This window comes from Vibrio chagasii (assembly GCA_041879415.1).
Lineage (GTDB): Bacteria > Pseudomonadota > Gammaproteobacteria > Enterobacterales > Vibrionaceae > Vibrio.
Genome location: CP090852.1, coordinates 221,895 through 246,624, shown reverse-complemented (window position 1 = coordinate 246,624; position 24,730 = coordinate 221,895). Strand labels below are relative to the sequence as shown.

Genomic DNA, 24,730 nt, shown 5'->3' with positions numbered 1-24,730 from the left:
CGATAACGCGCTTTTTTATTCTGTCTTTAAAAGCTAAGAATGCGTTTGTTTAACACTCATCGTTCACAACACGAACCGTACACACACACCCTTCCGGAGGACATTGACTGGCATTGGAGCGCCCAAAAGAGTCATAAAGCACATAACACCCTGACGGTAACGCGTCATCCGTTATATGGTTCTTATTTAAATCATCGTCACTAAAAGGTTGGTTATATCCGACGACCGTGTGTCTATTGCCAAAGTCCGAAATTATACTGTCATCATCAGACAAGGTCATAAAGTCGATCATCGTTAATTTGTCGCCCGACTCTCCTCGACTCTCTGGGCAAAGTGTTCCCCAGTCAACTTCAACACTACCGATACCAAAATCGATCACATAGTTGCTCTGATCACCTGGGTTTGACGCGTCTGGATTAAGTCCAGCGATAATTGCTTTAGACGTTACTTGTGTAATGACCCCTTCCATTGCACCCGCAACACCTTCAAGCACCGCTTCTCTCGCTGATTCTTGGATATTAAGAAACCTCGGCGCTGCCGTTACAGCAATAATACCGATTATCACGATCACAACGATGAGTTCCATTAACGTAAAGCCGTTTTTCTTCATAACACCCACATCAGCAACAACTTAAAGATTCGATAGCTCAATCATTAGATAACTTAATGAATTATCATTAACTATACATCCTGAATAGCGCACTTAAAACTCTCCCCACTTCGCCATAAATGGCTTGAAAGAGCTCAATTTATAAATCCTACACTAATAGGAAGCGTTGTCACATAAGGTACGAATAAGCTTTCTACCAATAATACTGTTGGTTCGAATGAGGCTATATACGGATTAACTTTAATCCAATTATTTGAGCTAAAGCATGAACGACCAAATAGAAGCTACATATAGCTAACGAAAAGGCGAACCAATTTGGTTCGCCTTTTTTTAATAATCGAGCTTAACAAGTCATTTTTATCGATTAATCGCCAGATATGAGCCTGCAGCAATCATGATGCCACCAGCGCTTTGATTTAACCGTTTATGCGCGCGCGGGGTTTTCAGCAAAGTCACCATGCGCCCTGCTCCCATTGCAATTAGCATTAAGCCAGCCATCAGTGCAATAGAAGCTAGTACAGAAACTAAGACGATATCTTGTGAACGTAAAACCGTTAGATCAACGAACGTTGGTAAGAAAGAAATATAAAACAGAATCACTTTAGGGTTTGACGCTGAGATCAGAAACCCTTGCGCGAAGCTAGCAAGTTCTGATTTCTGACTTTTTTTGGCTGCATGCTCTGCCGATCCTTGCACTTCAGGTAAGGCCTTGAACATCTTGTACCCAAGGTAAATAAGGTAAGCTGCGCCGACATAACGAATGATCTCGAAAGCAAAAGACCAGTTTTCCGCAATCGTTGCCAAGCCAAAACAAGCAAGCGCTAGATAAATAAGATCACTGCATATCATACCTAAAGAAAGGGAAATGCACTTGCGCCATCCATCGACCATTCCACGGGCCAAAATCGCAAATACACCTGGCCCCGGAGTAATGCCAAATATAAACATGGCAATAAAGAATGTAACCGCACCTTCAAACGACATTGGCTTGTCCTTATTCATAGCTCAACATGATATTTGCTGAACGTAACATGCGATCTTAAAAGGAGTAAAGAAACTATTCACCGATTCTTTATTAATAAAAAAGCGACCCGTATGGCTCGCTCTTTATATTTCAGCTGCAGTTGAAAAGAAACTTAACTAGTTCGCGATTGGTGACAGCAACTTAGGGTTTACGACTAAGTTTCTCACACCGTGTGCGTGGTCTTCATTAAAATCGTTCCCTTCACACCAACTGCCAACCGTTGCGATATTCACTTTCGCCACTTGTGGTCGTACGCTCCATGTTACTTGGAATGGTGAACCTTGCTCGTTGTAGCCAGGGCCGGTAGTAGAGCCTGCGTATTGAATAGCAGAACCTGTATTTTGTGGAATGTTGGTCGCTTGGTGCAAACCATTCACTTTAGAGTGTTTAGCTAGCTCTTCAAAATCGAGCGCTTTATCGTCGTTCACTAAGACATAGACTTGGGTTTCTACACGTAACTGAGGGTTGGTAATCGCATCATTGAAACACGCCCCCAATGTTTCACCCGGCCCCACTTGTGCCGTTGAGTACACATAATGCACTTCGATAGTATCACCAGAATGAAGTGAACCATGGTCGCTCGGGCAAATGTCCTGACCGAATGGCTTCAGTTCAGCCTCACTTAGCTTACCCGTGTATTTGAATCCACTTTGGAAACCTTTGCCGTCACCATTACCCGCATACTGGGTAAACTCACCACCTTTGTGCTCTGCATTTTTATGAAAGTGAATATTACATAAGTTCATCGCAGATGAATCCGGCGCATCAGAGAACAGACGCTCGTTAGTCCCCTCGTATGAACCTAGATCACGTGGTGCCTGAGGACCAAAACCTTTGCCTTGTGTATTTTCGGACAGTTGTGCCCTTTGTTCGGCGATAACGCTGTCTGAAACCGCCTCATGGCTAGCACTAGACGCACTCGCCTGTGTCGATAACATAACCATGGCGACGCTTAAAAACACACTTTTGTTTTTCATATCTCTTCCCTAGACTCTAATTTATTAAACCTAACTGACTGTGTCACAACGGCATATTACTATGCTCACGAGTGAATATAAGACATTGTCTTTGTAAGATTAGATTTCAATGCTTACTTTGGGAGAGTATTCAAACCCTTGGTGCATATCACAAGATCAATAGGTTAAATACGGCGACTCCCTTCCATAACAAGTAAATAGCGAACTGCGCTGACCTGCCGCTTACTCAAATCCAACTCATATTATGTTAGTGAGCAGAAACAAGACGTTACGTAATCCTGAGGAATTTACTGCCAGTCACCAAATTCAGGATCAAAAAAGGCGAACCCATTGGCTCGCCTATTTTGTTTTGTCGTGATTTTTAAAATTTAACTATTGTGCTGGTCGCGCTCCTGAAGCAAATATTCCGAAAGTCATGACATTCAAAGCATCTGTCACACCCTCCAATGATTTGATGACTTGCTTCGTAGGCCCGTTACTGAATATATGGTTTCCCAAGCCTTTTTCGCTGTGAACCTTAGCGTGATCCTCAGGGGTTTGTTTCTCGGTCACTTGGGTCTTTTCATTCGCTTCTGGTGGTTCACTCAGTTCATGAGCAGCCACACTGTCATTGCTATTGATCCCACTGTCTTCTGCTGTGACAACTGAACTCTCTTTTACGTTATTTGTGTTAGGCTGAATGACCTCTTCACTTGCCGTTTCATTGACCACACCCTCTTCGACACTGTTGTTAATCACTTTTTCATTGCTTGAGATATTTTCGTCAGTTTGATTTTCACTGGTTGTTGCACAAGCGGATAAAAGCAACAGGCTAATAGTTATTGTGATTAATTTTCTGACCATGACGATTGGGACTGGATTAATAAAACATTGTTCGATTGTAAGTAACTTAGGTCAGAAGTTCCAGTTACGCACTTGTTTTGTCGTAACGAGATGTGTACATAATTACGTACTGCTTAGAGGCTCTTGGGTTTACGGAGTCTTACTTCAAGCTTAAAGAGAGTATCTGATTTTTGGATAGCGCAATCTACCGACATCGACCTTCTAATAATTAGATACTTCGATTAGGTTGCCATCAGGATCTCGCAGATAAATAGAGATGATCTTGTCCACTGCACCCGTTCGTTCCACAGGCCCTTCTTCGATCGTGACGCCTTGTCCATTGATATGCTCGTATACTTTATCAATGTGTGTATTGGTTATGAAACACAAGTCAGCACTCCCAGCTTGAACATGCCTAGCCTTAGGCTCGAACTCTTTCCCTTGCTGATGGAGATTTATCTTTTGGTTACCAAACGATAATGCCCAGCGTCCCTCTCCAAACTGTATAGGTTTCATCCCTAACACTCTCTGATAGAAATCTACTGTTGTCTCTATATCTTTAACAGTTAATACAAGGTGATCTAGGTGACTTATTTCCATAAATAATGACTCTCCATGAATAACAGACTCCAAATTTAAACATTCGACAGGACCCTGAATGTTCGCCACTCATAATCTAATGCTTAGAGGAGTGACACAAGCACCTTGTACGCCGATACATCTCATTATTAACGAATAAAGGGAGTACGTTTAAGCACTCCCTTTGTTCGATTTTTCTATTGGATTAACGAGTTAAGTTAGTTACACATCCCGTCAAACGTCCAATGCCAGTAACTCTGGAACGGATCGGATCCCCAGTTATCAACGTTGGCCGTAAAACGGTTACCCCAATACTGAACGGTAGCGCCAGCAGGATAGAAAATGTTTGAGCTCCACTCTGGCACATCAACACAAGAACCTTCAGGCTCTGGCTGTGGTTCAGGCTGAGGCAGTTCCAATACACTGCTTACCGCTACATATGCATCCGTTGCCCCTTTTGCACCAGATACCATTACGTAGATATCATCCCCTTGTATACCGCCAAAGCCACAATACTCGTAGTTATCCAAGTTGGTAGACGAGCAATCATAATCATTCAAGGATGCTGGGCGACCAATAGCAACATACAAATCAACGTTACCGTATCCATTGTAAGTTTGGATCCAAACATCGCTTTGAGAGCTGTTCTTTAGAACGAATTGCTGCTGATCGTTACCGCTGCTCAGCACAGGTTCAGGCACATTAAACTCAAGAGCCGTGATGCCCGGTGTTGGTGTTGGTGTTGGTGGATTAGGGTTCGGATTCGGCTGACCGGAACCACAATCTTGAACATTAATTCCAACCTGGCTGAATGCAGTACGCACCGCTGATGCTTCATAACCTAGCTTTTGCGCTGCCTTACAAACACCATCCGCTCCAGCTTGGAAATTGGATCTTGATGTCCAGTACAATTGGTTCGCTGTCGCGTAAGCCATAAATGCTTTTTTAATGTCCCAACCGTTACTGGTTGCTAAGTGGTAGAACGCTTTATTGAAGATTCCTGAACTGTGGTGAACATCGATGCCATTGTAGTATTGGTTAACATGATCGATAGACATACCATCTTGGCTAGGTTGAATGAAGTAGCGCATTGCTGGGCTGTACTTCATAACGTGCTCACCCATCTTCCAGTTAAAACTGCCATGAACATATTCACTTAAAGCCGCCGCTGCCACATCAGAGAATGATTCATTCATACCACCTGACTGACCTCGGTATTCAAGGTTTGAGTTCTGTTCGGTAAAGCCATGGCTCACTTCATGCGCAATCACATCCCATGTAGCCAATGGGTACATAGACTGGTTGCCATCACCAAACGTCATTTGACGACCATCCCAAAACGCATTGCCATAGTTAGAACCGTAATGCACTCGCATGGTTAGCTTTTGCTGGATTGGACGTGTGTTTAACCACTCTTTGTACATGTCGAATACACGCTGGCCAAAGTAATGCGCATCGTTCATAGGCGCGTATGCACCGTTAACGGCTCGGTACGTATTGACGTTGTTACCGTAATTTCCGTTACATGCAAACTGGTGAGTCTGCCCATAATCTTGTCGATTATTCATATTCACGGTAACAACGTTTTGGCTGTCCATTTGGCAATATGAATTAACTTGGAACCCACCATACTGAGTGTTTGGGCCGAAGTAGTAGCGACCACTTTTTTGGTTACCGCCGGGGCCTTCAGCTTCAATGAAAGCAATCCCCTCCCACTGATCAATTAATTCACCAGATTTTGCATCAACGAGTGTAATTGGGCGTGAAGGTGCCATACCTTTAGTTTGCAGGAAATCTACCTTATAGATTAGGCGAGCCTGTTGTTGGTCATCAAGCCAAATGAAAAGATCAGCATTAGGGTTGCGCACTGTCATCGCTGCAATGCCTTTATGTTGAGACTTGGCTATATCAATGGCCTGCTGCGCGTTGATCATTGGTAAAGTAGAACCAATATCAGCTTCAATGCCGGTTAACACTTGTCCATCAACGGCTTGAGCAATACCTTTCTGGGAAAGATCAACCACTACCGACTGACCATAAACTGGAACGCCATAGTGAAGTTGTTGTTTACGAAGGAGTGTCGTTGTTCCGGTCTCAACTCGACTTGCTTCTTGGTAAGCAAGTGATTGATTTGACGACGCGACGCCCTGTTTAGTTTGATTAAGAATGGTTGATAAATCGACTTCCGAATAATCGAGTAGATTGGCAGCTTGAGAAGTAAACGCTATTGGAAATAGCATTAGTAAATGTGTACCACGCATACATCACCTTTATAATTTTGTTTTTATAAATTCACCCTGCGGATGAGCGCGCATCTTAACGATAGATTTGACGCATGATTAAGTGCACTTAGTTTTATATGTGATGTCGATTCAGAACATAAATTTTCACGAGATAGAAAGTGAGATGGGGAGTCAAAAAACTAATACTTTCCGTCACTTACCAACAACTCATTAAATAGACGTAAAATATGGAGGGGTATCAAATTTTGATAATTTCCCGAAATTTGATGCTTCAAATCGCTACGAGATTAAGGGGCGAGATCGATTTTAAAATAGCAACGCCAACTCACCATCACGAAATTCAACGCTCCCATTCACAAGGGACCAATTAAAATAATGATGAGGGTGTGTTGGCGATGAATAAGTTGGTTGAGGTTGGGATTTAGCCTTTCATTTTATTGAGTGTATAAGTGATTACGCTATCGTCTCCTATATTAAACGCCCAAGTGCTGTCACCGCTAGTAAAGTGATATTCATCCTTAAACGAAGTTGGTGTGAGTTTGGCGATAAACTCGCTTAGTTGAGGCTCATCTATACGAAAACTCCCTTCCGACGTATTGGTGTCTAAATCGTTATTTACTTCAATCTGTGTAACCGAACTAGGAACGATATCTGGCAACCAACCTCTATCAAACAAGTGAGCTTGTTGAGCCAGTTCATAAGTTGCGTATTTATCGCTGACCACATCCGAACAACCAGACAGTAGAAGTAAAATTGGGAGTAACAGTTTGATTTTCATTTAATTCCATCATGTGAAGATAAGGCCTTAGCCACTCTCAGTTGTATTCAAATAAAGAATAGCTCCGAGTGACAAGTACCGTAACAAAAACGATTTTATAAATTAGTTGTTAATCCCATTCAATTTAATTGACTTTATTTACATATAATCCACAATTAAATCATTGATAATTCGAGCTTTAAATGTAGAATTTCGCTTAAAAAGCAGCCTATTATTTAGAGTATGTTCAAGCCAAACACGCCCTTCACATCGAACAAAACGGCTTCTGTTTTCTCTCTCGAGACTTGCGTACCTTCGCGTAAAATATCAATGAGCTGTGATTTGTCATTTAATAACTCAGCTCTACGAGCTCTTATCGGCCTTAACATCTCCTGCAAGCACTCCTCTAATACCTTCTTAGTTTGTCCGTCCCCTAACCCGCCTCTACGGTAATGATCTTTTAACTCACTGACATACTGTGCGTCACTATGGAACGCATCAAGATAGGTAAACACGATGTTCCCTTCCACTTGGCCCGGATCTTCAATTTTTAAGTGGTTTGGATCGGTATACATGGACTTCACTGCCGTTCGAATCTCTTTCTCAGTTGCCCCGAGGTTAATCGCGTTGCCCATCGACTTAGACATCTTGTTTTTCCCATCCGTACTAGGAAGGCGTGATGCATTACTCAGAAGCGGCTTACATTCGTTCAAAATTGATTTACCAGCGAGTGAGTTTAGCTTTCGAACAATCTCGTTTGTTTGCTCTAGCATTGGCAGTTGATCATCGCCTACCGGGACTAACGTCGCATTGAACGCCGTAATATCTGCAGCCTGAGATATCGGATAAGTGAGAAAGCCTGCAGGAATAGAACGACCAAACGCCTTGTTTTGAATTTCACTTTTGACCGTAGGATTACGCTCTAAACGTGCGATAGATACAAGGTTACTGTAAAACATGGTCAGTTCAGCCAATGCTGGAAGCTGAGATTGAAGACAAATCGTCGTTTTAGTTGGGTCGATGCCCACAGCCAAGTAATCGGCAACGACATTGAGAATATTTGAAGATACCTTTGCCGGATTATGCGCGTTATCAGTCAAGCCCTGCATGTCAGCAACCAATATCGTTTGGTCATGCTCATGTTGTAAAGATACACGTTGTTTTAAAGAGCCTACGTAATGCCCTAAATGCAAAGGACCCGTCGCGCGGTCGCCGGTAAGAATAATTTCTGATTTATTGTTGTTTCGATTTGTTTTCATTGAGTATCTCCAAGTTAAAAAGCTACTGGAGATAAAAAGAGAGGACAATATTGATGACATTCTTAGCTACCTTCCAGCAGCGTAAGAATGTGAGTATTCCGTGCTGCTCTAGATAGAGCACCACCAGAAGAAAACTGAAGTTGAAGCGGGATTAAATTTCATTATTAAAACGTATCAATATTATTGGCTAACGACAACACATTTTATCAATTTACTTTAAGTCACTGTATTAAATGAAAAATCGACAACTATAAAAGCATGACTTGGCAAGCATCAGAGTAAGTTTTTAAGTCAACGATCTGCGCAACTAAACTGACGAGTTAGCAAGGTACTCAGCCATTTCTTGCTCAGGTACCATTCCTCCACCCGTCGCCCAAACAAGATGTGTGCTCTTGGCTAATATCACATCATCGATACCTAATCTCGTCAGATACTCACTATCGTGTTCGACATGGATCGCCCCCGGCATGCCCGCTAAAGCAGAGGGTTCTAGCTTGATATCTTCTGCTAGATTCAACTCACCTAACAGCTGATACATGCGCTCATCCGTTAATGTGTAGTAACCATCTAACAAACGCTCCATCGCTCTACCAACAAAGCCTGACGCACGGCCTACGGCTAACCCATCAGCTGCAGTAAGGTTATCAATACCTAGGTCTTGTACGGCAATCTCGTCATGCAAACCGGTGTGAACGCCTAATAACATACACGGAGAATGCGTCGGTTCTGCGAAGATACAGTGGACATGGTCGCCAAATGCCATCTTCAAACCAAACGCCACACCACCAGGGCCGCCACCTACGCCACATGGCAAGTAGACAAACAACGGGTGCGCTTTATCGACCACAATCTGTTGCTGCTCAAATTGCTGTTTGAGTCTTTCTCCAGCCACAGAATAACCAAGAAACAGGGTTTTTGAGTTTTCATCATCAATGAAGAAACAACTTGGATCTTGCTCTGCTTCTTTCCGTCCTTGTTCGACCGCAACGCCGTAATCTTGCTCATACTCAACCACATTTACGCCATGCTCACGCAGTTTGTTCTTCTTCCATGCTCTCGCATCAGCAGACATATGAACGGATACGGTAAAGCCCAGTTTCGCACTCATAATACCGATCGACATACCTAGGTTGCCTGTTGAGCCTACCGCAATGCTGTATTGTTTAAAAAAGTCTCGAAACTCCGGCTCTAACAGTTTGCTGTAATCATCGCTTTCACTTAATAACCCAGCTTCAAACGCGAGTTTCTCGGCGTGAGTCAGTACCTCATAGATACCGCCACGGGCTTTGATAGATCCAGAGATGGGCAAGTGACTGTCTTTCTTCATCATCAACCGCCCTTTTATCGGTAATTGATAATGCGCCTCCAATGCTGTTTTCATCGTTGGAATATCAACAAGCTCAGATTCAATGATGCCATCAGACAATTGAGTTTCAGGAAACGCTTTTGCTAGATAAGGGGCGAATCGTTGTAAACGTAGACTCGCATCAAGAATATCTTTCTCATCTAAGCCGACATAAGGTAACCCTTGCTCTAGTGTTGTGACATATGGGTTAAACCAAACCACCTCTTCGAGTGCCATAAGTTTATTTAGTAATGGAAAGTCGTTGATGAGGTTGTTTAGATTCAATGTGGTCATGGGCTACCTTCTCTGGTATTAAGCGTTCTGCGCTATTTCAATCACTTGGTGTGCAACCTATTAGAGCCGTAATCGAGAAATGATTCAATAACCTAAACTTGTGCCTAACCAGAACTGGATGGTACTTCCCTTTCTATACCCTTGAGGCGACTGTTTTGATGTATTCGCTTGGCGACAGACCAAACTTACCCTTAAAGCGCTGACTAAAGCGCCCTTCAGACTGGTAACCACAAGATTGAGCGAGCATCGTGACATTCTGTTGGCCATTTTGCATAAGATACAAAGCATGGCTCAAACGTACTTCCGCTAACACTTCACGATATTGCATGCCTTCCAACTTGAGCTTACGGATTAACGTAGCACGACTCATTGCGAAGCGCTCTGCAACATCTTCTAAAGGGTGCTTCTCGTCTGGAGAATGAGACAGGTAGTGACTGAGCTTTTGGCTGAAAGAGACATTTGAACTTGAAAACAATCGATGTAAAACACCTTTCTCTGCGAGTTGTTGATACAAACCTTGCAACCAAAATTGCTGTGTTGTTTGACTCATACTTTGACGGTCAAACGTAAACAGTGCGTTCAAAGAGTCTTGCAAACTACGCTCTGCTCCAACAGTGGGCAAATCGGATGTATTCGAGTTCTTTTCACTCAGCTCGAGCATCGCCTGATTAGGTTGAAAATGAAAGCTGAAAACACGAGACAGGAAACGCCCTTTCTGTGGCATATTCTCAAAACTCAGTGATGCCGAAGCTTCACACAACAACAATTCAGAATGAGTAAGCTCTGCTGCCGAGTCTTTCCAAAATAAACGCTTACTGCCTGTGATGATTTGAATAATACTAGGGGATAGAATCCTCACATTACGCAGTTTTTGTAACTGCTCAGCTCGAAAAACTGTCACTTGATATTGATGATTCATCTCATCCCCCATTTATTCGTATTTACGTTTAGCGCAACAAACTAGCGTGTGTAAGTTGCCGTCAATCTTGCTTTGTCTAACGCCATGCTATTCAGTGTAAAGCCTACGACAGCCGACGGTGTATTCTCATCAAGGTTTAGCTTGTCAGTTGGTAACGCCCAAACCGTGAATTGATAACGATGCATGCCGTCTTTCTCTGGAGGGCAAGCACCACCAAAGCCAACGGTTCCGTAATCGATGCGACCTTCCTTACCACCTAGCTTTGCAATATCCACAGCGCGAGGCAGTTCATTGACCGTTGCCGGAATATCGAATGCGACCCAATGCCAGAAACCACTTTCGGTTGGGGCATCAGGATCATAAGCCGTAATAGCGAAGCTTTTAGTTCCTTCAGGCGCATCTTTCCACATTAATTGCGGAGACAAATTGTCACCATCACAGCCCCAACTAGAATATTCAAAAGTCTTCGCCATTGGGTGGCCTTCTTGAATATCGTTACTCGTTAATTCAAAAGCGTGAGCTGATCCTGCCGCTACGATGCTGATTGCCAATACTGATTTAATAATTGTTTTCATGATGGTTCCTCTTATTGGTTTTAATCCATTATATTCAGACCCATCGTTTTAAAGATAACAGTAAGTACACAATTATCTAATAAAAACCAAATAAGTGATACTTACTGCACTTTCGGGTTTGTAGTTAATGTAACCGTCAAATGAAATGCAATATTCGTTTCGCGACTCTCGGTCACAATTTGATAAAGTGAGGACACTTGTTGACATTCAGGTTACAAATCTCGAGCAAAACGCTTTAGACTCCCGCGAATGACTTTTAATGAGAATAACTGGATGCGCAGGCTGACCCTAGCCCTTTGTTTTTTGTTTTGGCTTCCTACATTAGCCAATGCCCAAAGCTTACAAGATAGATGGCAAGCACTCTATCAATTGAGCTGGCAAGCATCCCCGATCTCTGTTTCTCAACAAGAGTTATCTCATTACCCGAAGGTTCTGCTTATAGACCGTAGTCGTTACCCCAATTTCAACAAATTCAGTTGGCAAGATATTGCGTCGTTAGCCACGATACAGCAAACATGCCAAGCGATTGAACCCTCTAATTCTGCGTTAAACGATGCCATCGAGTTCGAGCTCGCTTTGTGTCAGCAACAAACCTTAGATTCAATCTGGTTTGCCGCTCACTCTAAACAACATCCTGCTGGTGGAAGTTTTGCAGACCGTTATGTGGCGTATTACCCAGAGACAAGTGAACAAATCCGCCCGTTTTTAACGATTACCAATCCACTGCACCCGCTCTACACCAAACTGCAACCGTTATCAGCAGAAGGAAGAGAAGCTCTGCTTGATGGATACCGAGCCTGGCAACAAGGTGATGTACTTTGGTTAAGTGGAGAACAAGGCTGGAAGGCCGTCCCGGAAGATATTTGGGAACCCATTGCACAACAACAAGGCGTAAGTTTATCTGGAGAGAACTGCTCTTTTCGTTACAGCAACCTGTGTCTTAGTGAAACAAGCAATGACACGCTCATGATGAAAGTGATGATCTTTTCATTACTGATTATTCTGTGTTCTATATTAGGACGCTCACTGTATTTAAAAACGAAGCAACGCAAAGAGAGACAGTTTGTGTTGCAACTACTGACTCATGAGTTGCGTACACCGATCACCAGTTTGGGATTAACAGTCGAAATGTTCAGAAATCGCTACGATGAGTTCCCAGATGAAACTCAAGGTGCGGTTTGGCGTTTAATCTCTGACTATCAAAGGCTGTCTCAGCTCACTGAAAACAGTAAGGTCTACCTAAGCACTGAACAATCTGAACCTTTATTGAAGCAAAACGCTTCGCTTGAAGAGTGGCTTGAACATGTATGCGAGAAGCACAACATAGGCTATCAATGTGAGTCCGGAGAAGTCGAGCTTAACCTGCCCTATTACTGGCTAACGATTTGCTTAGATAATTTGATCAAGAACGCTAAGCAACACGGTCAAGGTGAGGTATTGGTTAATGTAACGCTCGCGGATAAACTGAGGATCGAAGTGCAAGATCAAGGACATTTCCCTTCGTTGTTACAACGTACTTTGTCCCGAGTCACTCCAAACGACCCGCATAAACACGATAACATGGGTATTGGCCTGACCATTGTGGAACATTTAATGAAACAGGCAAATGGACGCCTCATTATTCTTCGTAATCCAACCAGATGTATTTTGGAAATAGCTTATGAACACCCTACTACTGATTGAAGATGACCCGTTACTTGGGCAAGGCCTCGTCAGTTTCTTTGAGTCTAACGGTTATCAATGTCTTTGGGCACAAGATTCCAGTAACGCCAATAAACTATGGTTACGCGCCGATCTTGTGGTGCTCGATAGACAACTAGAAGACGGTGACAGCTTACAACATCTTCCAAACTGGTTGCTCCTTAAAGCGCTACCCGTGATTGTATTAACCGCGAAAGTAGAAGTTCAACAGCGTGTAGAAGGCTTAATGGCGGGCGCCAAAGATTATGTGACTAAGCCATTTTCAAATGAAGAGTTACTCGCGCGCGTCATCACTCAACTGCGCCCTCTAGGTACAAGCCATCTAGCTTACGCCAACATAAAGATCAATCTATCAGAAAGAATTGCTTATTTGGAAGAAAGCCCTATCGCTCTGAAACCAAAAGAGTTTCAGTTGCTGGTTCTGTTTATCCAGAACCAAGGGCGAGTGTTTCATCGAGACGAACTGCTCAATAAAATTTGGGGCTATCAAGCCTTTCCAAGCACCCGAACCGTAGACAATCACATACTCCGTTTGCGTCAGAAACTGCCGACACTCCACTTAGAAACTCACCGTGGTGTTGGCTATCGTTTAGTTGGGGACTCCCAATGAGAGTAAGATCGTTAACCGCTTTGCTGTGTGCGTTGCCGTTTGCTAGTCATGCGACTTGGTTTGTAGAGACACCTTTACAGCGCTCCTATCAATCGCTACTTGATGAGCAACCGCAGCTTGCATGGCAAGAACTACAGATCGCACTTAATCAAGAAACACTTGATCGTCAGCTTTGGCTGCCCGTAAAACAAGAAATACTCACTAGAACTCAATGTGGAAGACAACTAAAACAAAGTGATGTATCTACCCACCATATCCAAGTGAGCTTTATTAAGCGTTACGGTCTTTCATCACAGGGCTATCAGATTAAAATCTCAGCCGAACCACGCAGCAGTGATCTAAATGAACAGGCTCAGCCTGTCACACTCATCGCTCCAGATGGTCTTTCTGTGATTGACGGGCAGCTCGACTCGGGCGTTGATTACCAAGAAATCGAGACGAATGAGATGTTCATTAAGCCCGAATCTGGTGTTTATCAATTAACCGTTGGGGCGAACAGCTACCCCATTGTTGTTGCTTTAGATGACAGTAATCGCTGGTTAACACTGGAGAATAAACTTGAGAACGCACACGTAGTGGTGACGCCACCAGAGGTTATCGATAACTGCCCGAATACCCATGTAAGTTGGCAATGGTTTGATGAAAGCTACAACATGTTAGGTTTCAAAGTGCCGATCAAGGCAAAGCAAGTTGCGGTTCCTGCACAAAGCCCAGCGGGAGAAAAGGCCAAGCACCTAAGTGCATCAGTGGAAATGTTCGAGTACCAAGGTGCGATTGAGGTTCAATACGTTCAACGCGTCGCTGTACCTTTCTAGAAAGCGTTTTTGTATAACTTTGATGGATATCTTGGTAGGTAGTTTTGATGAATTGCTTTGATGGATCGTTTGATAGATCGCTTTGATGGTTCTACGAGGCAGAAATAGAGACATATAGGTGACAAAACACTAACGCATCTTAGATGTAATAGCCGTAATTACTACCACGGAATCTAAACATGCTGAATATCCACCATAAATTAAATGCTTCATCCTGTGCCATGTTAGCCCTATTCACCGCTTGTACTTTTTCAACAGAGACACAAGCGAGTGGATTTACACTTCAAGACCACAGTGGTGACAACACCAACAATACTGTTCTAATAAACCCATCAACACTCACGATAGATTGGAATGGCTTGAGCGTTAACAATGCTCCGCTAACCGTTGACGGTATACCTCAAACAGTAACCAAGATATCGCAGGATTCAACCAGCGCCTCTTGGACGTTAATGCCAAGCCGAGTCGCAGTAAAAGCTGAGTTAAACCAAGGTGAACTGTTCCTGCAATTCACCCTTCCTTCTGATATCAAGGTAGACCGCAACCAACCAATAGAGCTGGCTTGGTTTGATCTTGAAGAACAAGAAACACAAACACTGCTACTGCCCTTTAGTGAAGGTATGCGCGTGCCTACCAACCATAAACTTTGGGCCAACTATCTCACCAATAACCACTCTGGGAGTAACACCACTCAAGACTTAAAGATGCCGTTTTGGACCACGCAGCAGAGCGATCAGTTCATCAGCTACCAGTTGATCAACCCAACCAATAACCAACTGTTTTTTACTGATGTCAGTTCTGAATCGAGCTCTAAGAACAAGTCCCTTATTGATATGAGCGCATCACATCAATTTACCACGCTAAATCAATCACAACCTTTTGCTGTCCGCATAACGCTCGGCGATTCAATGCTCGATGGTGCCAAGCAATACCGAGACTGGCGCATCGCTAATGGATTATCAGAATCACTAGCGTCAAAACAAACACGTAATTCAGATATCAGCAAGCTGATTGGTGCAAGTCATGTCTACCTATTTGGTAAAGATCCTTTGAGTATCCAAGATGTGAAAGACTGGTGGGGACTAAGAGAATGGTACTTTGGACGCTCTAAGCTCAGCATATCCGATGAAGCTAAGCGCGAGCTATTACCTTTGTCTAAGGGTAAGGACTGGTTGAGCCAATACCACAAACAGTTGCTGTTGGATTCGATTAGCCAATCACTGAAAAGCTTATATCCCGTCGCATCTCCTACACTTGCTGACAACACGATTGAGGCGCAATACATCGCAGCGCAAAGCAGAAAAAAATGGTTATTTGAACATGCGTCTTCGTTTCTAAATTCACCAGACACTTGGGGGCAAGCTTTATCATCCGGCATGGTCGATAATCTAAATAACGCCGGATTGAACAAGCTTTGGTTGGGCTTTGATAACTGGATGCCCGCCTTTTATCAGCCAAACGCGGTCGAGTTAGCCAAACAATCTGGTTACTTGGTTGGGACTTACGACTCCTATAACACCGCAATACCGGCTCAATTAAATGACAGCTGGTTAACCGCTCAGCTACCAGATCCAATACGAAAAACATGCGCAATTGAACAAGCTGATGGAGCTTTGAAAAAAGGATTTCGTGGTAACGGCTTCTACTTAAACCCTAATTGCCATTTGGACTACGTAAAACAGCGCGTTAAAGACATCATGAAATTTGGTCACTTCAATAGTTTATTTTTAGATGTCGATGCGACCGCAATGGCACGTGAAGACTACAGTGACAATACCAGTGAATCGCAGATGCTTTCCGCTTTTAACAACCGAATGCAGTGGTTAAGCGATCAACCATCTCTCGTATTGGGCTCCGAAGACGGCAACAGCTTAACCACCAAAGGCATTGCGTTTGCGCACGGCTTGGAAACAGTTGGGTTTGGGTGGACGGATAAAGAAATGAAACAAGACCGCCAGTCCCCCTACTTTCTAGGTCGCTGGTATCCTGTTCATAAGCCCGACTTTTTCTTCAAACCGGCAAAAGTTAAGGAACCGTACAAGTCGCTACTGTTTTCACCTCAATATCGTGTTCCGCTATACCAAGCTGTATTTCATGATGAAGTGATTAATACGCACCATTGGCACTCAGACAGTCTCAAGTTTACCAATGTGAAAACCAACCGTGACTTAACAGCCATGCTATATAACACGCCCGCGATGGTGCACTTAACCAGAGACGAAGCTGTGAAAAGTACAAGCCCAAGGCTCAAAGCATTAAAACACTATCAAGATGGATTTGAGCCGATACATGAACAACTGTGGGTTACAGCCTTGATTGATTTCTCATGGTTAAATAACAACGGTAGCGTCCAACAAACCACGTTCAGTGATGGCAGTAAGATCATCGCAAACTTCTCTGACCAAGCGTTTGATCAAGGCGACATTGATGTAGCTGCGGCTTCCATAAAAGCAATATTAAGCAATGGAGAAGTCATTAAGTGGAAAGCTCAACTTAACTGAATGTAATTAGTTTACCCCTTAGCTGCTAATAGAAAACTAAGGGATTGGGCGCTCCGTAATGGTGCTCAGGATTGAGCTAGCCGAGCTACTTACGCTTCTCACCCTGAAACGCTGTAAGTAGATAATCGATAAATACCTTCTTGCGTTTCGGCATTAATTGTCTGTCGGCATACACCAAGCTTACCGAGACTTGGGGCATGTTGTATTCCGGCAGCAGATTGACCAGTCGACCAGTCTTAAAATGCTCCCGACAGATGAACTCAGGTAACACAGCCAGCCCCAATCCATCGACACAAGCCGTTAAACACGCGGTAATCGTATTTACCCGAAGTTGGCTTGGAAGCTGAATCAATTCAGACTCCCCATCGCCTAACTGTAATTCCCACTTAGGTAAACGCGCGGCTTTGTTTACCACCTCTATCATGCGAAATGGAATCTTCAGATCCTTTGGCGTGTTTATCGGACCAACTTGTTCTAGATATTTAGGGCTCGCCACTAATACACGTTTAGAGGTTGTTAGGTATCGAGAGACCAAGCTTGAATCAAGCAGCTCACCAATCTGTGCGTACAGATCGATTCCTTCGCCGATAATGTCAACCTCACGGTTGGTTAGCTCCAAGTTCATCGTCACATTCGGGTATTCAAGCAGAAAACTATGAATGTACTTAGCAAGCACTTGATGACCCAACTCTACCGGTAGTACTACATTCAATGGACCGCGAATCAGGTCTTGATTTGCAGAGACTTCTAGCTCCGCTTGATTCATGATCTCTTGCATTTGAAGGCTCGACTGATAGAAGCGCTCACCTTCAGGCGTGAGTATCAAACTGCGAGTCGAACGAGTGATCAGTCTCACACCTAAATGCTGTTCTAGCTCCGCTAATTTTCGACTCACTGTTGATTTCGTCATATTCAACACTTCAGCAGCATGCGTAAAACTCCCACAATCAACCACTTGTGTGAAAACAGTCACAGCATTTAAGTCCATAAGACCTCCGAAAACTAGAATTAGTAAGATTTTTGCAACAGTGTTTCCCTTTTTTCCTATCTTATCAATCAATCAGATTCATTTACAATTCGTTACATCCAAATAAAAACAAAATGAGAAAAGAGAAAAGAGAAATGGCAGAGAACAACACCGCTTCGCAACCAGTAAGCACAAAAAAACGTAAAAAAGCCCCGCTTATTGCCACTGCGATCATGCTGTCATTGGGTTTAACTGGTGCTGGATATTGGTACGGTTACGGTCAGTACTTTGAGTCGACCGATAATGCCTACCTACAAGGCGACATTACCAATATCAGCCCTAAGGTATCTGGCTACATCGTTAAGTCCTATGTAACGGACAACCAATTAGTTAAGGAAGGCGATCTTTTGGTTCAAATTGATGATCGTGACTACCAAGCTGCGCTTGCTCAGGCTAATGCTCACCTAGCCGTCGTCCAGTCTGATGTGAAGAACCTCATCGCTCAACAGACGTTACAGCGTAGCAAAATTAGCCAAGCAGAAAGTGGCGTTGACTCAGCGAAAGCAGAGTATGAACGTGCGATTCAACAAGTACAGCGCTCTCGTAGTCTGTTAAAACGTAATTATGCTTCTCAAGATGAAGTCGATAGCATGGTCGCTCAACAAAAAGTAACCCTTGCTGACTTAGAAGAAGCAAAAGCAAACCTAATTGCAAGCAACGATCAATTAACAGTTATTGCTAGCGAAATAGAACAAGCTAAAGCATCGGTCACTGAAGCCCAAGCACAGCAAGAACAAGCACAGCTAAACCTTGAATACACCAAAGTTTATGCGCCAACAGATGGCGTAATTGGTAAACGAAGTGTACGTGAAGGCTTATTAATTCAAGCCGGTGCGCCGCTCATGAGTTTAGTGCCAAACAATCAAGTGTGGATTGAGGCGAACTTCAAAGAGACACAACTAAGTGGAATCCACAAAGGCCAAACGGTTGAAGTGGAATTGGATGCTTTTCCTGGGCAACCACTTGAAGGCGTTGTCGACAGCTTCTCACCGGCAACCGGTGCTAAGTTCGCACTACTTCCACCAGAAAACGCAACAGGTAACTTCACCAAGATCGTGCAACGTGTACCAGTGAAAATTACGATTCCAGACCAGAAAGAGCTAAAAGGTCGTCTGCTTCCTGGTTTGTCTGTGGTTGCGACCATCGATAAACGAGGCTAACCATGAGCAACGCTGGCGTTATCACCCCAACGAATGATCAGAATGAGGTATCAACTCGCCATTGGATCGCCCTATTCGGCGGCTTGATTGGTGCGTTTATGGCGATCTTGGATATCCAGATAACCAACTCATCTCTTAAAGATATTCAAGGCGCACTATCTGCGACCTTGGATGAAAGTTCATGGATATCTACGTCATACCTAGTCGCTGAAATGATCGCGATTCCACTCAGTGGTTGGCTTTCAAAAGCGCTAGGTAAACGTCGTTATCTAACATGGACTACAGCGATCTTCACCGTGTCATCGTTACTATGTTCATTCTCTTGGAACATGACCTCGATGATCGTGTTCCGTGCGATGCAAGGTTTTAGTGGTGGTGCTTTGATACCACTCGCCTTCTCACTCGTTATTCAGCTACTACCTATCAACAAGCGCGCAGTCGGCATGGCTTTGTTTGGTGTTACCGCGACATTTGCTCCATCTATTGGTCCAACGTTTGGGGGCTGGTTAACCGAGAACTTCTCATGGCATTACATTTTCTACATCAACATTCCACCAGCCCTGTTGTTGATCACAATGATCCGTTACGGCTTAGATGATGAGAAACTCGACCTTGGTACGCTGAAAAAAGCCGATTGGTTTGGTATCGCAACCATGGCATTAGGACTTGGCTGTTTGGAAGTGGTACTCGAAGAAGGCAACCGTGAAGAGTGGTTTAGCTCAAGTTTCATCATTACGTTGAGCATTATTTCTGCGGTGAGTTTGGTTTACTTCGTTATTAACGAACTTCAACACAAAAAACCATTGGTTAATTTACGGTTGCTGCGTGATGGTCAGTTTGCGATGTCTTGCTTAGCGTACCTGATATTGGGTATGGCATTGCTTGGCTCTATCTACGTATTGCCGATGTACCTCACTCAGATTCAGCAATACAACGCGATGGAAATCGGTGAAGTGCTTATGTGGATGGGCTTCCCTCAACTATTGATATTTCCAATCGTGCCTAAGCTAACTCAAGTCATTAAGCCTAAATACTTAGTGACCTTTGGCTTCGCGATGTTTGGGTTCAGTTGTTACGTAAATACCCACATGACCATAGATTTTGGTGGCCAACAATTGATTTTATCGATGGTACTGCGTGCGATTGGTAGCCCGTTCATCATGGTTCCACTTTCTTTAGTGGCAATGAAGAACATCAGTAAAATGGATACGCCTGACGCTTCTACGCTTACTAACGTTATGCGTAACCTAGGCGGGGCTTTCAGTATCGCGATTATCGCTACTCTGTTGGATAACAAGACGCGTGAACACCTGGGTCATATTAAAGAGTCATTGCCCTCAGTGAGTCAATTGGGTTGGCAAACACTAAAAGAGCAACAGGCGTTCTTTATTCAATCAGGAAGTGACGCTGCAACGGCGATGCATCAAGCCCAAGCGAGTTTGCTAGGAACCATGCAACGTGACGCGGCAATCATGGCCTACAATGATGTGTTTCTTATGATGACTGCATTCTTGGCATTGGCTGCTGTGTTAATTCTTAGCATGCGTGATTAGGTTTGAAGGCTTATAAACGTCGTTTGTATCGTTGATAAGTACCATTCTAATTCAGCAAAGAGGCAAGCCTAACCGCTTGCCTCTTTTGATCGAACAAGTGTTAACCTCACAAAATCAAGGGAAAAACAGTCACCGTAATGAAACACTCTCAATGGTTTGTGAATATTCTTTAATTACCAATAGCTTATTGACCATATAGATGTGAACTGAGCACCTTGACAATGTGCAACCTGACACCTAAATTAAAAATATCATTTGGTATAGAGGAAAATGGATTTGACCTTACCAGGAGACCTAAGGGTGTTAATCGTCGACGACTCTAAAAGTGCGACGATTCTGATCAAACAACAGCTTGCTAGTTTGGGCATTGCGCATGAGTGTATTTTCATTGCGACAGATTATAGACAAGCCATTAAGGCTGTCGAAACGCATGCGTTTCATGTTCTTCTCATTGATTATCACTTAGAGCAGTCTTTTACCGGCTTCGAGCTACTAGGTATTCTGTATCGTAATCGTCTTATCGACCACACGGTTGCAACAATTTTACTCTCCGGGGATATGCGCCAAGAAACAGTGCTTACGGCCCTATCAGGAGAAGCTCACCATTTTATTTCTAAGCCAATTAACACTCAGGCATTAGGCAAAAAGATCAAAAGTGCCGTATTCGAATCAAGACAGATAGACCAACTCAATCGCTTATACCCTATTACCACACCGCAATTGCTTAAACAGGCATTAGAAATAACCAGCGAGAAATCCAACGTTCAATTTGAAGCAACACTGATTGAGCACCTAATCTCCGGGAAGAAGTGGCAACTTCTCTCTAGTCTCATCACTCACTCTAAAACGAACATGCACCCAACCAAATTGGTCGCAGAAGCCCTAATTCTAGACAGCTTAGGAAAGCCCAACTTGGCAATAGAGAAGCTGCACAACTATCTTATCGTGCAACCACTATCGTTGAACGTGATTGATTGCCTAAGCTGTATTTATGAAAAACATAAGATGCTACTGCCCGCTTTAAAATTGGCTATTCGTGCATTTGAGATGACACCAAGTATTAGCCATCGTGCAATCAGAGCGATCGATTTGGCCGAGAATGCTGACAATACACACATGCTCATTAAACTTGGTGAAATGTACGCAAGCCACATTTCACCCGCCGATATCGATGTAATTAATTCTATTGGAACCCACTTCGATTCCCTTAAAGCGACGTACCAAAGAGAAACTCAAGTACAGAATAAACGTCTGTTGCTTGAGCATGCCAACCAATTTACCGAGTTGGTCAACTTGAAGCTTCCATCCAAACTCCATCAACAAGTCTTGGCAAGCCTAGCCCTATTTCAAAGCAATATATTGTTGATTGAAGGCAACCCGTTAGTTGCGCACAAAAAAGTAATACGGGCGACTAAGTTGTTAGCTAATCAGTTTTACAATCAGCCGACTTCCCTGCTATCGCAACTTTTGCCTTTGCTCTGCCACTTTGGTGAATACTCTTTGTATCACATCGTTGAGGAGTGTTTGAAATCACGCGGTGAAGCAATAAACGATAAACTGGAGTCTCGCAAAGACGATCCTTCGAACTGTATCAACATCGAAAACTCAGGATCGATCCAAGAACTACGCGACTTTATTACCAATTACCCCTATTCAGTCGCCGCTAAGCTAGATTATCTTTACGCAGTCAATAACGCATGCGTTGAAACAGACCTTAGCGACGAATACGTGGAAGATCTTATTCAGTTAGACCTTCCTCCTAGATGGAATCAATGGATTAGTGACTCATCAAAATATGGTTATTCCACTAAGCCGCCCAGCCCATTTTCAATATGCAGCCGACAGGAGTCTATATGCTAGATTTTGATGCTTTAAATGCTTACCTAGACAATGACAGAGATGTAATTTTTGCCGTGTTATCAACCTACCAAGAGGACCATGGCAATTCGTTACAAGAGATCGAAGAACTGGTACAACAGCAAGATTGGGGCAAACTTCATTTCACGGTGCATACCTTAAAAGGCATTTTGGCCAGCTTCGGAGAAGAGACAGCAACCGTTGCCCTAGAAAGAGTTGAACAGAACACGTTTAACAAAATAGCTCCTGAAGCTGAAGACCTTTCGCTGATCTACAGTGAGATGAAAATTATTAATCAACAAATCGATGAAGTGCTCAGCACCTATTAGTCTGGAAGTCGTTCCGCTTACTTCATTTTATCCCACCACAAGTACTGACGATGCATGTTGAGGTTTTGTAGATTCACAGAACCTCAACGCTTGTCATTTTCGTGAATAAATTATTCCTTTCCTATCACCTATAAATTCACGTAATTTATCTAGACTTCACACACATAACAATCTCTTTATAAAAGATTTATCTAATTGTTTTTATTGTAAAAAGCAGACTCTCGTTAGAATGTAATTTAGTTAATTATTTGTTGAGTATTTTGTGACATTCACATACGAAATTGCATTTTATTTATTGGTAAAGATAGAACTCTTATCTACACTCTAATGAAACCACGCGTTAATCGCTTAGTGGCATAATAATAAATAAAAAAACGTTCAGTCGGCTAGATAAGGACAAGGAAATGAACAACGAGAACATTGCTGCGTTTCAAGGGCTCACGGATGAAACCCCTATTACTGAATCATTTTCCGCAACTTCAGAACCTTACGCACATTATTTGAAGGACATTGTAGGTATTGACCTACTATCTCGTGAAGATGAACTGTACTACGCACGTTTAAATCGTCAGGGTGACAAAAATGCTCGTGATGTGATGATCGAGTCCAATTTACGTCTTGTTGTTAAGATCGCAAAAAGTTATCTCAAACGAAAAGGAAATAATTTCACACTGCTCGATCTTATCGAAGAAGGTAACATCGGCTTAATTAAAGCGATCGATAAGTACGACCCAGAACCAGGTTATCGTTTCTCGACTTATGCCGTTTGGTGGATTCGTGAAAACATTGAAGCTGCCTTGATGAATAAAGGACGTACAGTTCGTTTGCCTGCGCACGTTTGCAAAGAGATAAATAGCCTCGCATCTAAGAAGCTCGATGTAAGCAAAAAAATGCGCAAATCGGTTTCCATATCAGAGTTATCTGACAATTCAGGAATCAATCCTGAACGCGTTGATCAACTTGTCGCACTAAGCGGTTTTATCGACGTGACCACCACGGTCGATATCAACCATGCACCATTAGTTTTGGATCAATTCGAAAGTCTTGATATCACCGATCCCCAGCAAGATCTGGAAGCTCAATCGTTCACACAAGCTTTGGAGCAAATTATCGGTACTTTACCGTCTAAATTACAGAAAGTCTTAATTCACCGTTTTGGGCTGTTTGATAATAACGTTAAAACACTATCTGAAGTGGCAGGCATGTTAGATGTGAGTGTTTCCAACGAACGAGTCAGACAGATGCAAAAAGAAGCGGTTGAAAGGATTCAAAAGCGACTGCAATTTGATGGGTGGGTATAAATAAAAACCTATATAACTTTACTGTCAGAGGGTGAGCTTAGAGGCTTGCCCTTTTTTGTGGCTGCCTTCCAAAACAACCTGAACAGCGTTACCAGTGACTACGTCACTTATAGAGCGTAGAACGTTCACTACGTAAGATAAGATAATTAACATAAGTGGTTTCAAATCGGTCCTGCTCCCACAAAGATAGGATTCGCTTCGCCGCAAAATAGTAATCTTTATTTCTCAATAGCATGCCAACCGTGCTACTTAATTTCTCAAACCTTGCTTGTTCACTCTCGGATATGTAGCTTGCGTCGTTTTCAATAATTGGCGCTAATCCGTCTGCAAACCAGTTATTTAGAATTTCACGCATCTCTAATTCACACTCAGGCACGTCCACATTCGATAGCTCTCGATGTTGTGGGGGTGGCACGATGTATTTAGATGCTTGTGGCGAACTAACATATCGATACATGTCAACGCTCCTTAT

The 24,730-nt window shown here is 43.2% G+C and carries 22 protein-coding genes; 9 read left to right on the top strand and 13 right to left on the bottom strand.

The genetic code is table 11. From position 1 onward, the window contains the following. Positions 1-49: 49 nt before the first annotated feature. The 11 genes from L0991_15105 to L0991_15055 all read right to left on the bottom strand — a co-directional run bounded on the left by L0991_15105 (position 50) and on the right by L0991_15055 (position 11,404). Positions 50-586 (bottom strand): MSHA biogenesis protein MshA, encoded by a 537-nt coding sequence (locus L0991_15105; protein ID XGB65451.1) that lies wholly within the window; start codon positions 584-586, stop codon positions 50-52. 381 nt (positions 587-967) lie between these two features. Beyond that, positions 968-1,594: a LysE family translocator gene (locus L0991_15100; protein ID XGB64880.1), complete on the bottom strand. Its 627-nt coding sequence runs from the start codon at positions 1,592-1,594 to the stop codon at positions 968-970. A gap of 156 nt (positions 1,595-1,750) precedes the next feature. Beyond that, complete coding sequence (locus L0991_15095; protein ID XGB64879.1) at positions 1,751-2,611, bottom strand: hypothetical protein; 861 nt, start codon at positions 2,609-2,611, stop codon at positions 1,751-1,753. Positions 2,612-2,983: 372 nt separating this feature from the next. Further along, a complete protein-coding gene (locus tag L0991_15090; GenBank protein XGB64878.1) occupies positions 2,984-3,454 on the bottom strand; it encodes a hypothetical protein in 471 nt (156 codons plus the stop codon). Between the two features lie 201 nt (positions 3,455-3,655). Continuing rightward, a complete protein-coding gene (locus tag L0991_15085) occupies positions 3,656-4,033 on the bottom strand; it encodes a VOC family protein (protein XGB64877.1) in 378 nt (125 codons plus the stop codon). Positions 4,034-4,230: 197 nt separating this feature from the next. Beyond that, positions 4,231-6,273 carry a M4 family metallopeptidase gene (locus L0991_15080; GenBank protein ID XGB64876.1) on the bottom strand — a complete coding sequence of 681 codons (2,043 nt, stop codon included), beginning with the start codon at positions 6,271-6,273 and terminating at the stop codon, positions 4,231-4,233. A gap of 403 nt (positions 6,274-6,676) precedes the next feature. Beyond that, positions 6,677-7,033, bottom strand: coding sequence for a hypothetical protein (locus L0991_15075; protein XGB64875.1), 357 nt, complete (start codon positions 7,031-7,033; stop codon positions 6,677-6,679). 215 nt (positions 7,034-7,248) lie between these two features. Beyond that, positions 7,249-8,271 (bottom strand): tryptophan--tRNA ligase, encoded by a 1,023-nt coding sequence (gene trpS / locus L0991_15070; protein XGB64874.1) that lies wholly within the window; start codon positions 8,269-8,271, stop codon positions 7,249-7,251. Positions 8,272-8,578: 307 nt separating this feature from the next. Continuing rightward, positions 8,579-9,910 (bottom strand): D-serine ammonia-lyase, encoded by a 1,332-nt coding sequence (locus L0991_15065; GenBank protein ID XGB64873.1) that lies wholly within the window; start codon positions 9,908-9,910, stop codon positions 8,579-8,581. A 133-nt stretch (positions 9,911-10,043) separates the two neighbouring features. Then, on the bottom strand, positions 10,044-10,829 hold the full coding sequence (locus tag L0991_15060) for a helix-turn-helix transcriptional regulator (protein ID XGB64872.1): 786 nt from the start codon (positions 10,827-10,829) through the stop codon (positions 10,044-10,046). A gap of 41 nt (positions 10,830-10,870) precedes the next feature. Then, positions 10,871-11,404: a YbhB/YbcL family Raf kinase inhibitor-like protein gene (locus tag L0991_15055; protein ID XGB64871.1), complete on the bottom strand. Its 534-nt coding sequence runs from the start codon at positions 11,402-11,404 to the stop codon at positions 10,871-10,873. Positions 11,405-11,677: 273 nt separating this feature from the next. Between L0991_15055 and L0991_15050 the strand changes: the two genes are divergently transcribed. The 4 genes from L0991_15050 to L0991_15035 all read left to right on the top strand — a co-directional run bounded on the left by L0991_15050 (position 11,678) and on the right by L0991_15035 (position 17,031). Next, positions 11,678-13,087 carry a sensor histidine kinase gene (locus L0991_15050; GenBank protein XGB64870.1) on the top strand — a complete coding sequence of 470 codons (1,410 nt, stop codon included), beginning with the start codon at positions 11,678-11,680 and terminating at the stop codon, positions 13,085-13,087. Continuing rightward, positions 13,065-13,715: a response regulator transcription factor gene (locus L0991_15045; protein ID XGB64869.1), complete on the top strand. Its 651-nt coding sequence runs from the start codon at positions 13,065-13,067 to the stop codon at positions 13,713-13,715. The genes L0991_15050 and L0991_15045 overlap by 23 nt, the downstream gene beginning before the upstream one ends. Then, on the top strand, positions 13,712-14,530 hold the full coding sequence (locus L0991_15040) for a DUF2861 family protein (protein ID XGB64868.1): 819 nt from the start codon (positions 13,712-13,714) through the stop codon (positions 14,528-14,530). Before L0991_15045 ends, L0991_15040 begins: the two co-directional genes overlap by 4 nt. 179 nt (positions 14,531-14,709) lie before the next feature. After that, positions 14,710-17,031: a glycoside hydrolase gene (locus L0991_15035; GenBank protein ID XGB64867.1), complete on the top strand. Its 2,322-nt coding sequence runs from the start codon at positions 14,710-14,712 to the stop codon at positions 17,029-17,031. 85 nt (positions 17,032-17,116) lie between these two features. Here the strand turns inward: L0991_15035 and L0991_15030 are convergent, their stop codons facing one another. Continuing rightward, positions 17,117-18,019 carry a LysR family transcriptional regulator gene (locus L0991_15030; GenBank protein ID XGB64866.1) on the bottom strand — a complete coding sequence of 301 codons (903 nt, stop codon included), beginning with the start codon at positions 18,017-18,019 and terminating at the stop codon, positions 17,117-17,119. 134 nt (positions 18,020-18,153) lie between these two features. On the opposite strand from L0991_15030, the gene L0991_15025 reads away from it, so the two are divergent. From L0991_15025 to L0991_15005, 5 genes are all read left to right on the top strand, one after another. After that, complete coding sequence (locus tag L0991_15025) at positions 18,154-19,218, top strand: HlyD family secretion protein (GenBank protein XGB64865.1); 1,065 nt, start codon at positions 18,154-18,156, stop codon at positions 19,216-19,218. Between the two features lie 2 nt (positions 19,219-19,220). Continuing rightward, entirely contained in the window at positions 19,221-20,771 is a 1,551-nt protein-coding gene (locus tag L0991_15020; protein ID XGB64864.1) for a DHA2 family efflux MFS transporter permease subunit, read from the top strand. A 270-nt stretch (positions 20,772-21,041) separates the two neighbouring features. Further along, entirely contained in the window at positions 21,042-22,631 is a 1,590-nt protein-coding gene (locus tag L0991_15015; GenBank protein XGB64863.1) for a response regulator, read from the top strand. Then, the gene (locus L0991_15010) at positions 22,625-22,957 is read left to right on the top strand and encodes an Hpt domain-containing protein (GenBank protein ID XGB64862.1); all 333 of its coding nucleotides are present in this window, start codon (positions 22,625-22,627) and stop codon (positions 22,955-22,957) included. The genes L0991_15015 and L0991_15010 overlap by 7 nt, the downstream gene beginning before the upstream one ends. A 404-nt stretch (positions 22,958-23,361) precedes the next feature. After that, positions 23,362-24,258: a sigma-70 family RNA polymerase sigma factor gene (locus tag L0991_15005; GenBank protein ID XGB64861.1), complete on the top strand. Its 897-nt coding sequence runs from the start codon at positions 23,362-23,364 to the stop codon at positions 24,256-24,258. 103 nt (positions 24,259-24,361) lie between these two features. Here the strand turns inward: L0991_15005 and L0991_15000 are convergent, their stop codons facing one another. Further along, complete coding sequence (locus L0991_15000) at positions 24,362-24,715, bottom strand: hypothetical protein (GenBank protein XGB64860.1); 354 nt, start codon at positions 24,713-24,715, stop codon at positions 24,362-24,364. Positions 24,716-24,730: the final 15 nt, after the last annotated feature.

Coding starts and splice junctions, on each gene's coding strand:
- L0991_15045 (XGB64869.1), top strand. CDS start 13,065: ATGAACACCCTACTACTGATTGAAGATGACCCGTTACTTGGGCAAGGC.
- L0991_15055 (XGB64871.1), bottom strand. CDS start 11,404: ATGAAAACAATTATTAAATCAGTATTGGCAATCAGCATCGTAGCGGCA.
- L0991_15040 (XGB64868.1), top strand. CDS start 13,712: ATGAGAGTAAGATCGTTAACCGCTTTGCTGTGTGCGTTGCCGTTTGCT.
- L0991_15020 (XGB64864.1), top strand. CDS start 19,221: ATGAGCAACGCTGGCGTTATCACCCCAACGAATGATCAGAATGAGGTA.
- trpS (XGB64874.1), bottom strand. CDS start 8,271: ATGAAAACAAATCGAAACAACAATAAATCAGAAATTATTCTTACCGGC.
- L0991_15025 (XGB64865.1), top strand. CDS start 18,154: ATGGCAGAGAACAACACCGCTTCGCAACCAGTAAGCACAAAAAAACGT.
- L0991_15060 (XGB64872.1), bottom strand. CDS start 10,829: ATGAATCATCAATATCAAGTGACAGTTTTTCGAGCTGAGCAGTTACAA.
- L0991_15030 (XGB64866.1), bottom strand. CDS start 18,019: ATGGACTTAAATGCTGTGACTGTTTTCACACAAGTGGTTGATTGTGGG.
- L0991_15065 (XGB64873.1), bottom strand. CDS start 9,910: ATGACCACATTGAATCTAAACAACCTCATCAACGACTTTCCATTACTA.
- L0991_15035 (XGB64867.1), top strand. CDS start 14,710: ATGCTGAATATCCACCATAAATTAAATGCTTCATCCTGTGCCATGTTA.
- L0991_15005 (XGB64861.1), top strand. CDS start 23,362: ATGAACAACGAGAACATTGCTGCGTTTCAAGGGCTCACGGATGAAACC.
- L0991_15100 (XGB64880.1), bottom strand. CDS start 1,594: ATGTCGTTTGAAGGTGCGGTTACATTCTTTATTGCCATGTTTATATTT.
- L0991_15105 (XGB65451.1), bottom strand. CDS start 586: ATGGAACTCATCGTTGTGATCGTGATAATCGGTATTATTGCTGTAACG.
- L0991_15075 (XGB64875.1), bottom strand. CDS start 7,033: ATGAAAATCAAACTGTTACTCCCAATTTTACTTCTACTGTCTGGTTGT.
- L0991_15095 (XGB64879.1), bottom strand. CDS start 2,611: ATGAAAAACAAAAGTGTGTTTTTAAGCGTCGCCATGGTTATGTTATCG.
- L0991_15050 (XGB64870.1), top strand. CDS start 11,678: ATGCGCAGGCTGACCCTAGCCCTTTGTTTTTTGTTTTGGCTTCCTACA.
- L0991_15010 (XGB64862.1), top strand. CDS start 22,625: ATGCTAGATTTTGATGCTTTAAATGCTTACCTAGACAATGACAGAGAT.
- L0991_15085 (XGB64877.1), bottom strand. CDS start 4,033: ATGGAAATAAGTCACCTAGATCACCTTGTATTAACTGTTAAAGATATA.
- L0991_15000 (XGB64860.1), bottom strand. CDS start 24,715: ATGTATCGATATGTTAGTTCGCCACAAGCATCTAAATACATCGTGCCA.
- L0991_15090 (XGB64878.1), bottom strand. CDS start 3,454: ATGGTCAGAAAATTAATCACAATAACTATTAGCCTGTTGCTTTTATCC.
- L0991_15080 (XGB64876.1), bottom strand. CDS start 6,273: ATGCGTGGTACACATTTACTAATGCTATTTCCAATAGCGTTTACTTCT.
- L0991_15015 (XGB64863.1), top strand. CDS start 21,042: ATGGATTTGACCTTACCAGGAGACCTAAGGGTGTTAATCGTCGACGAC.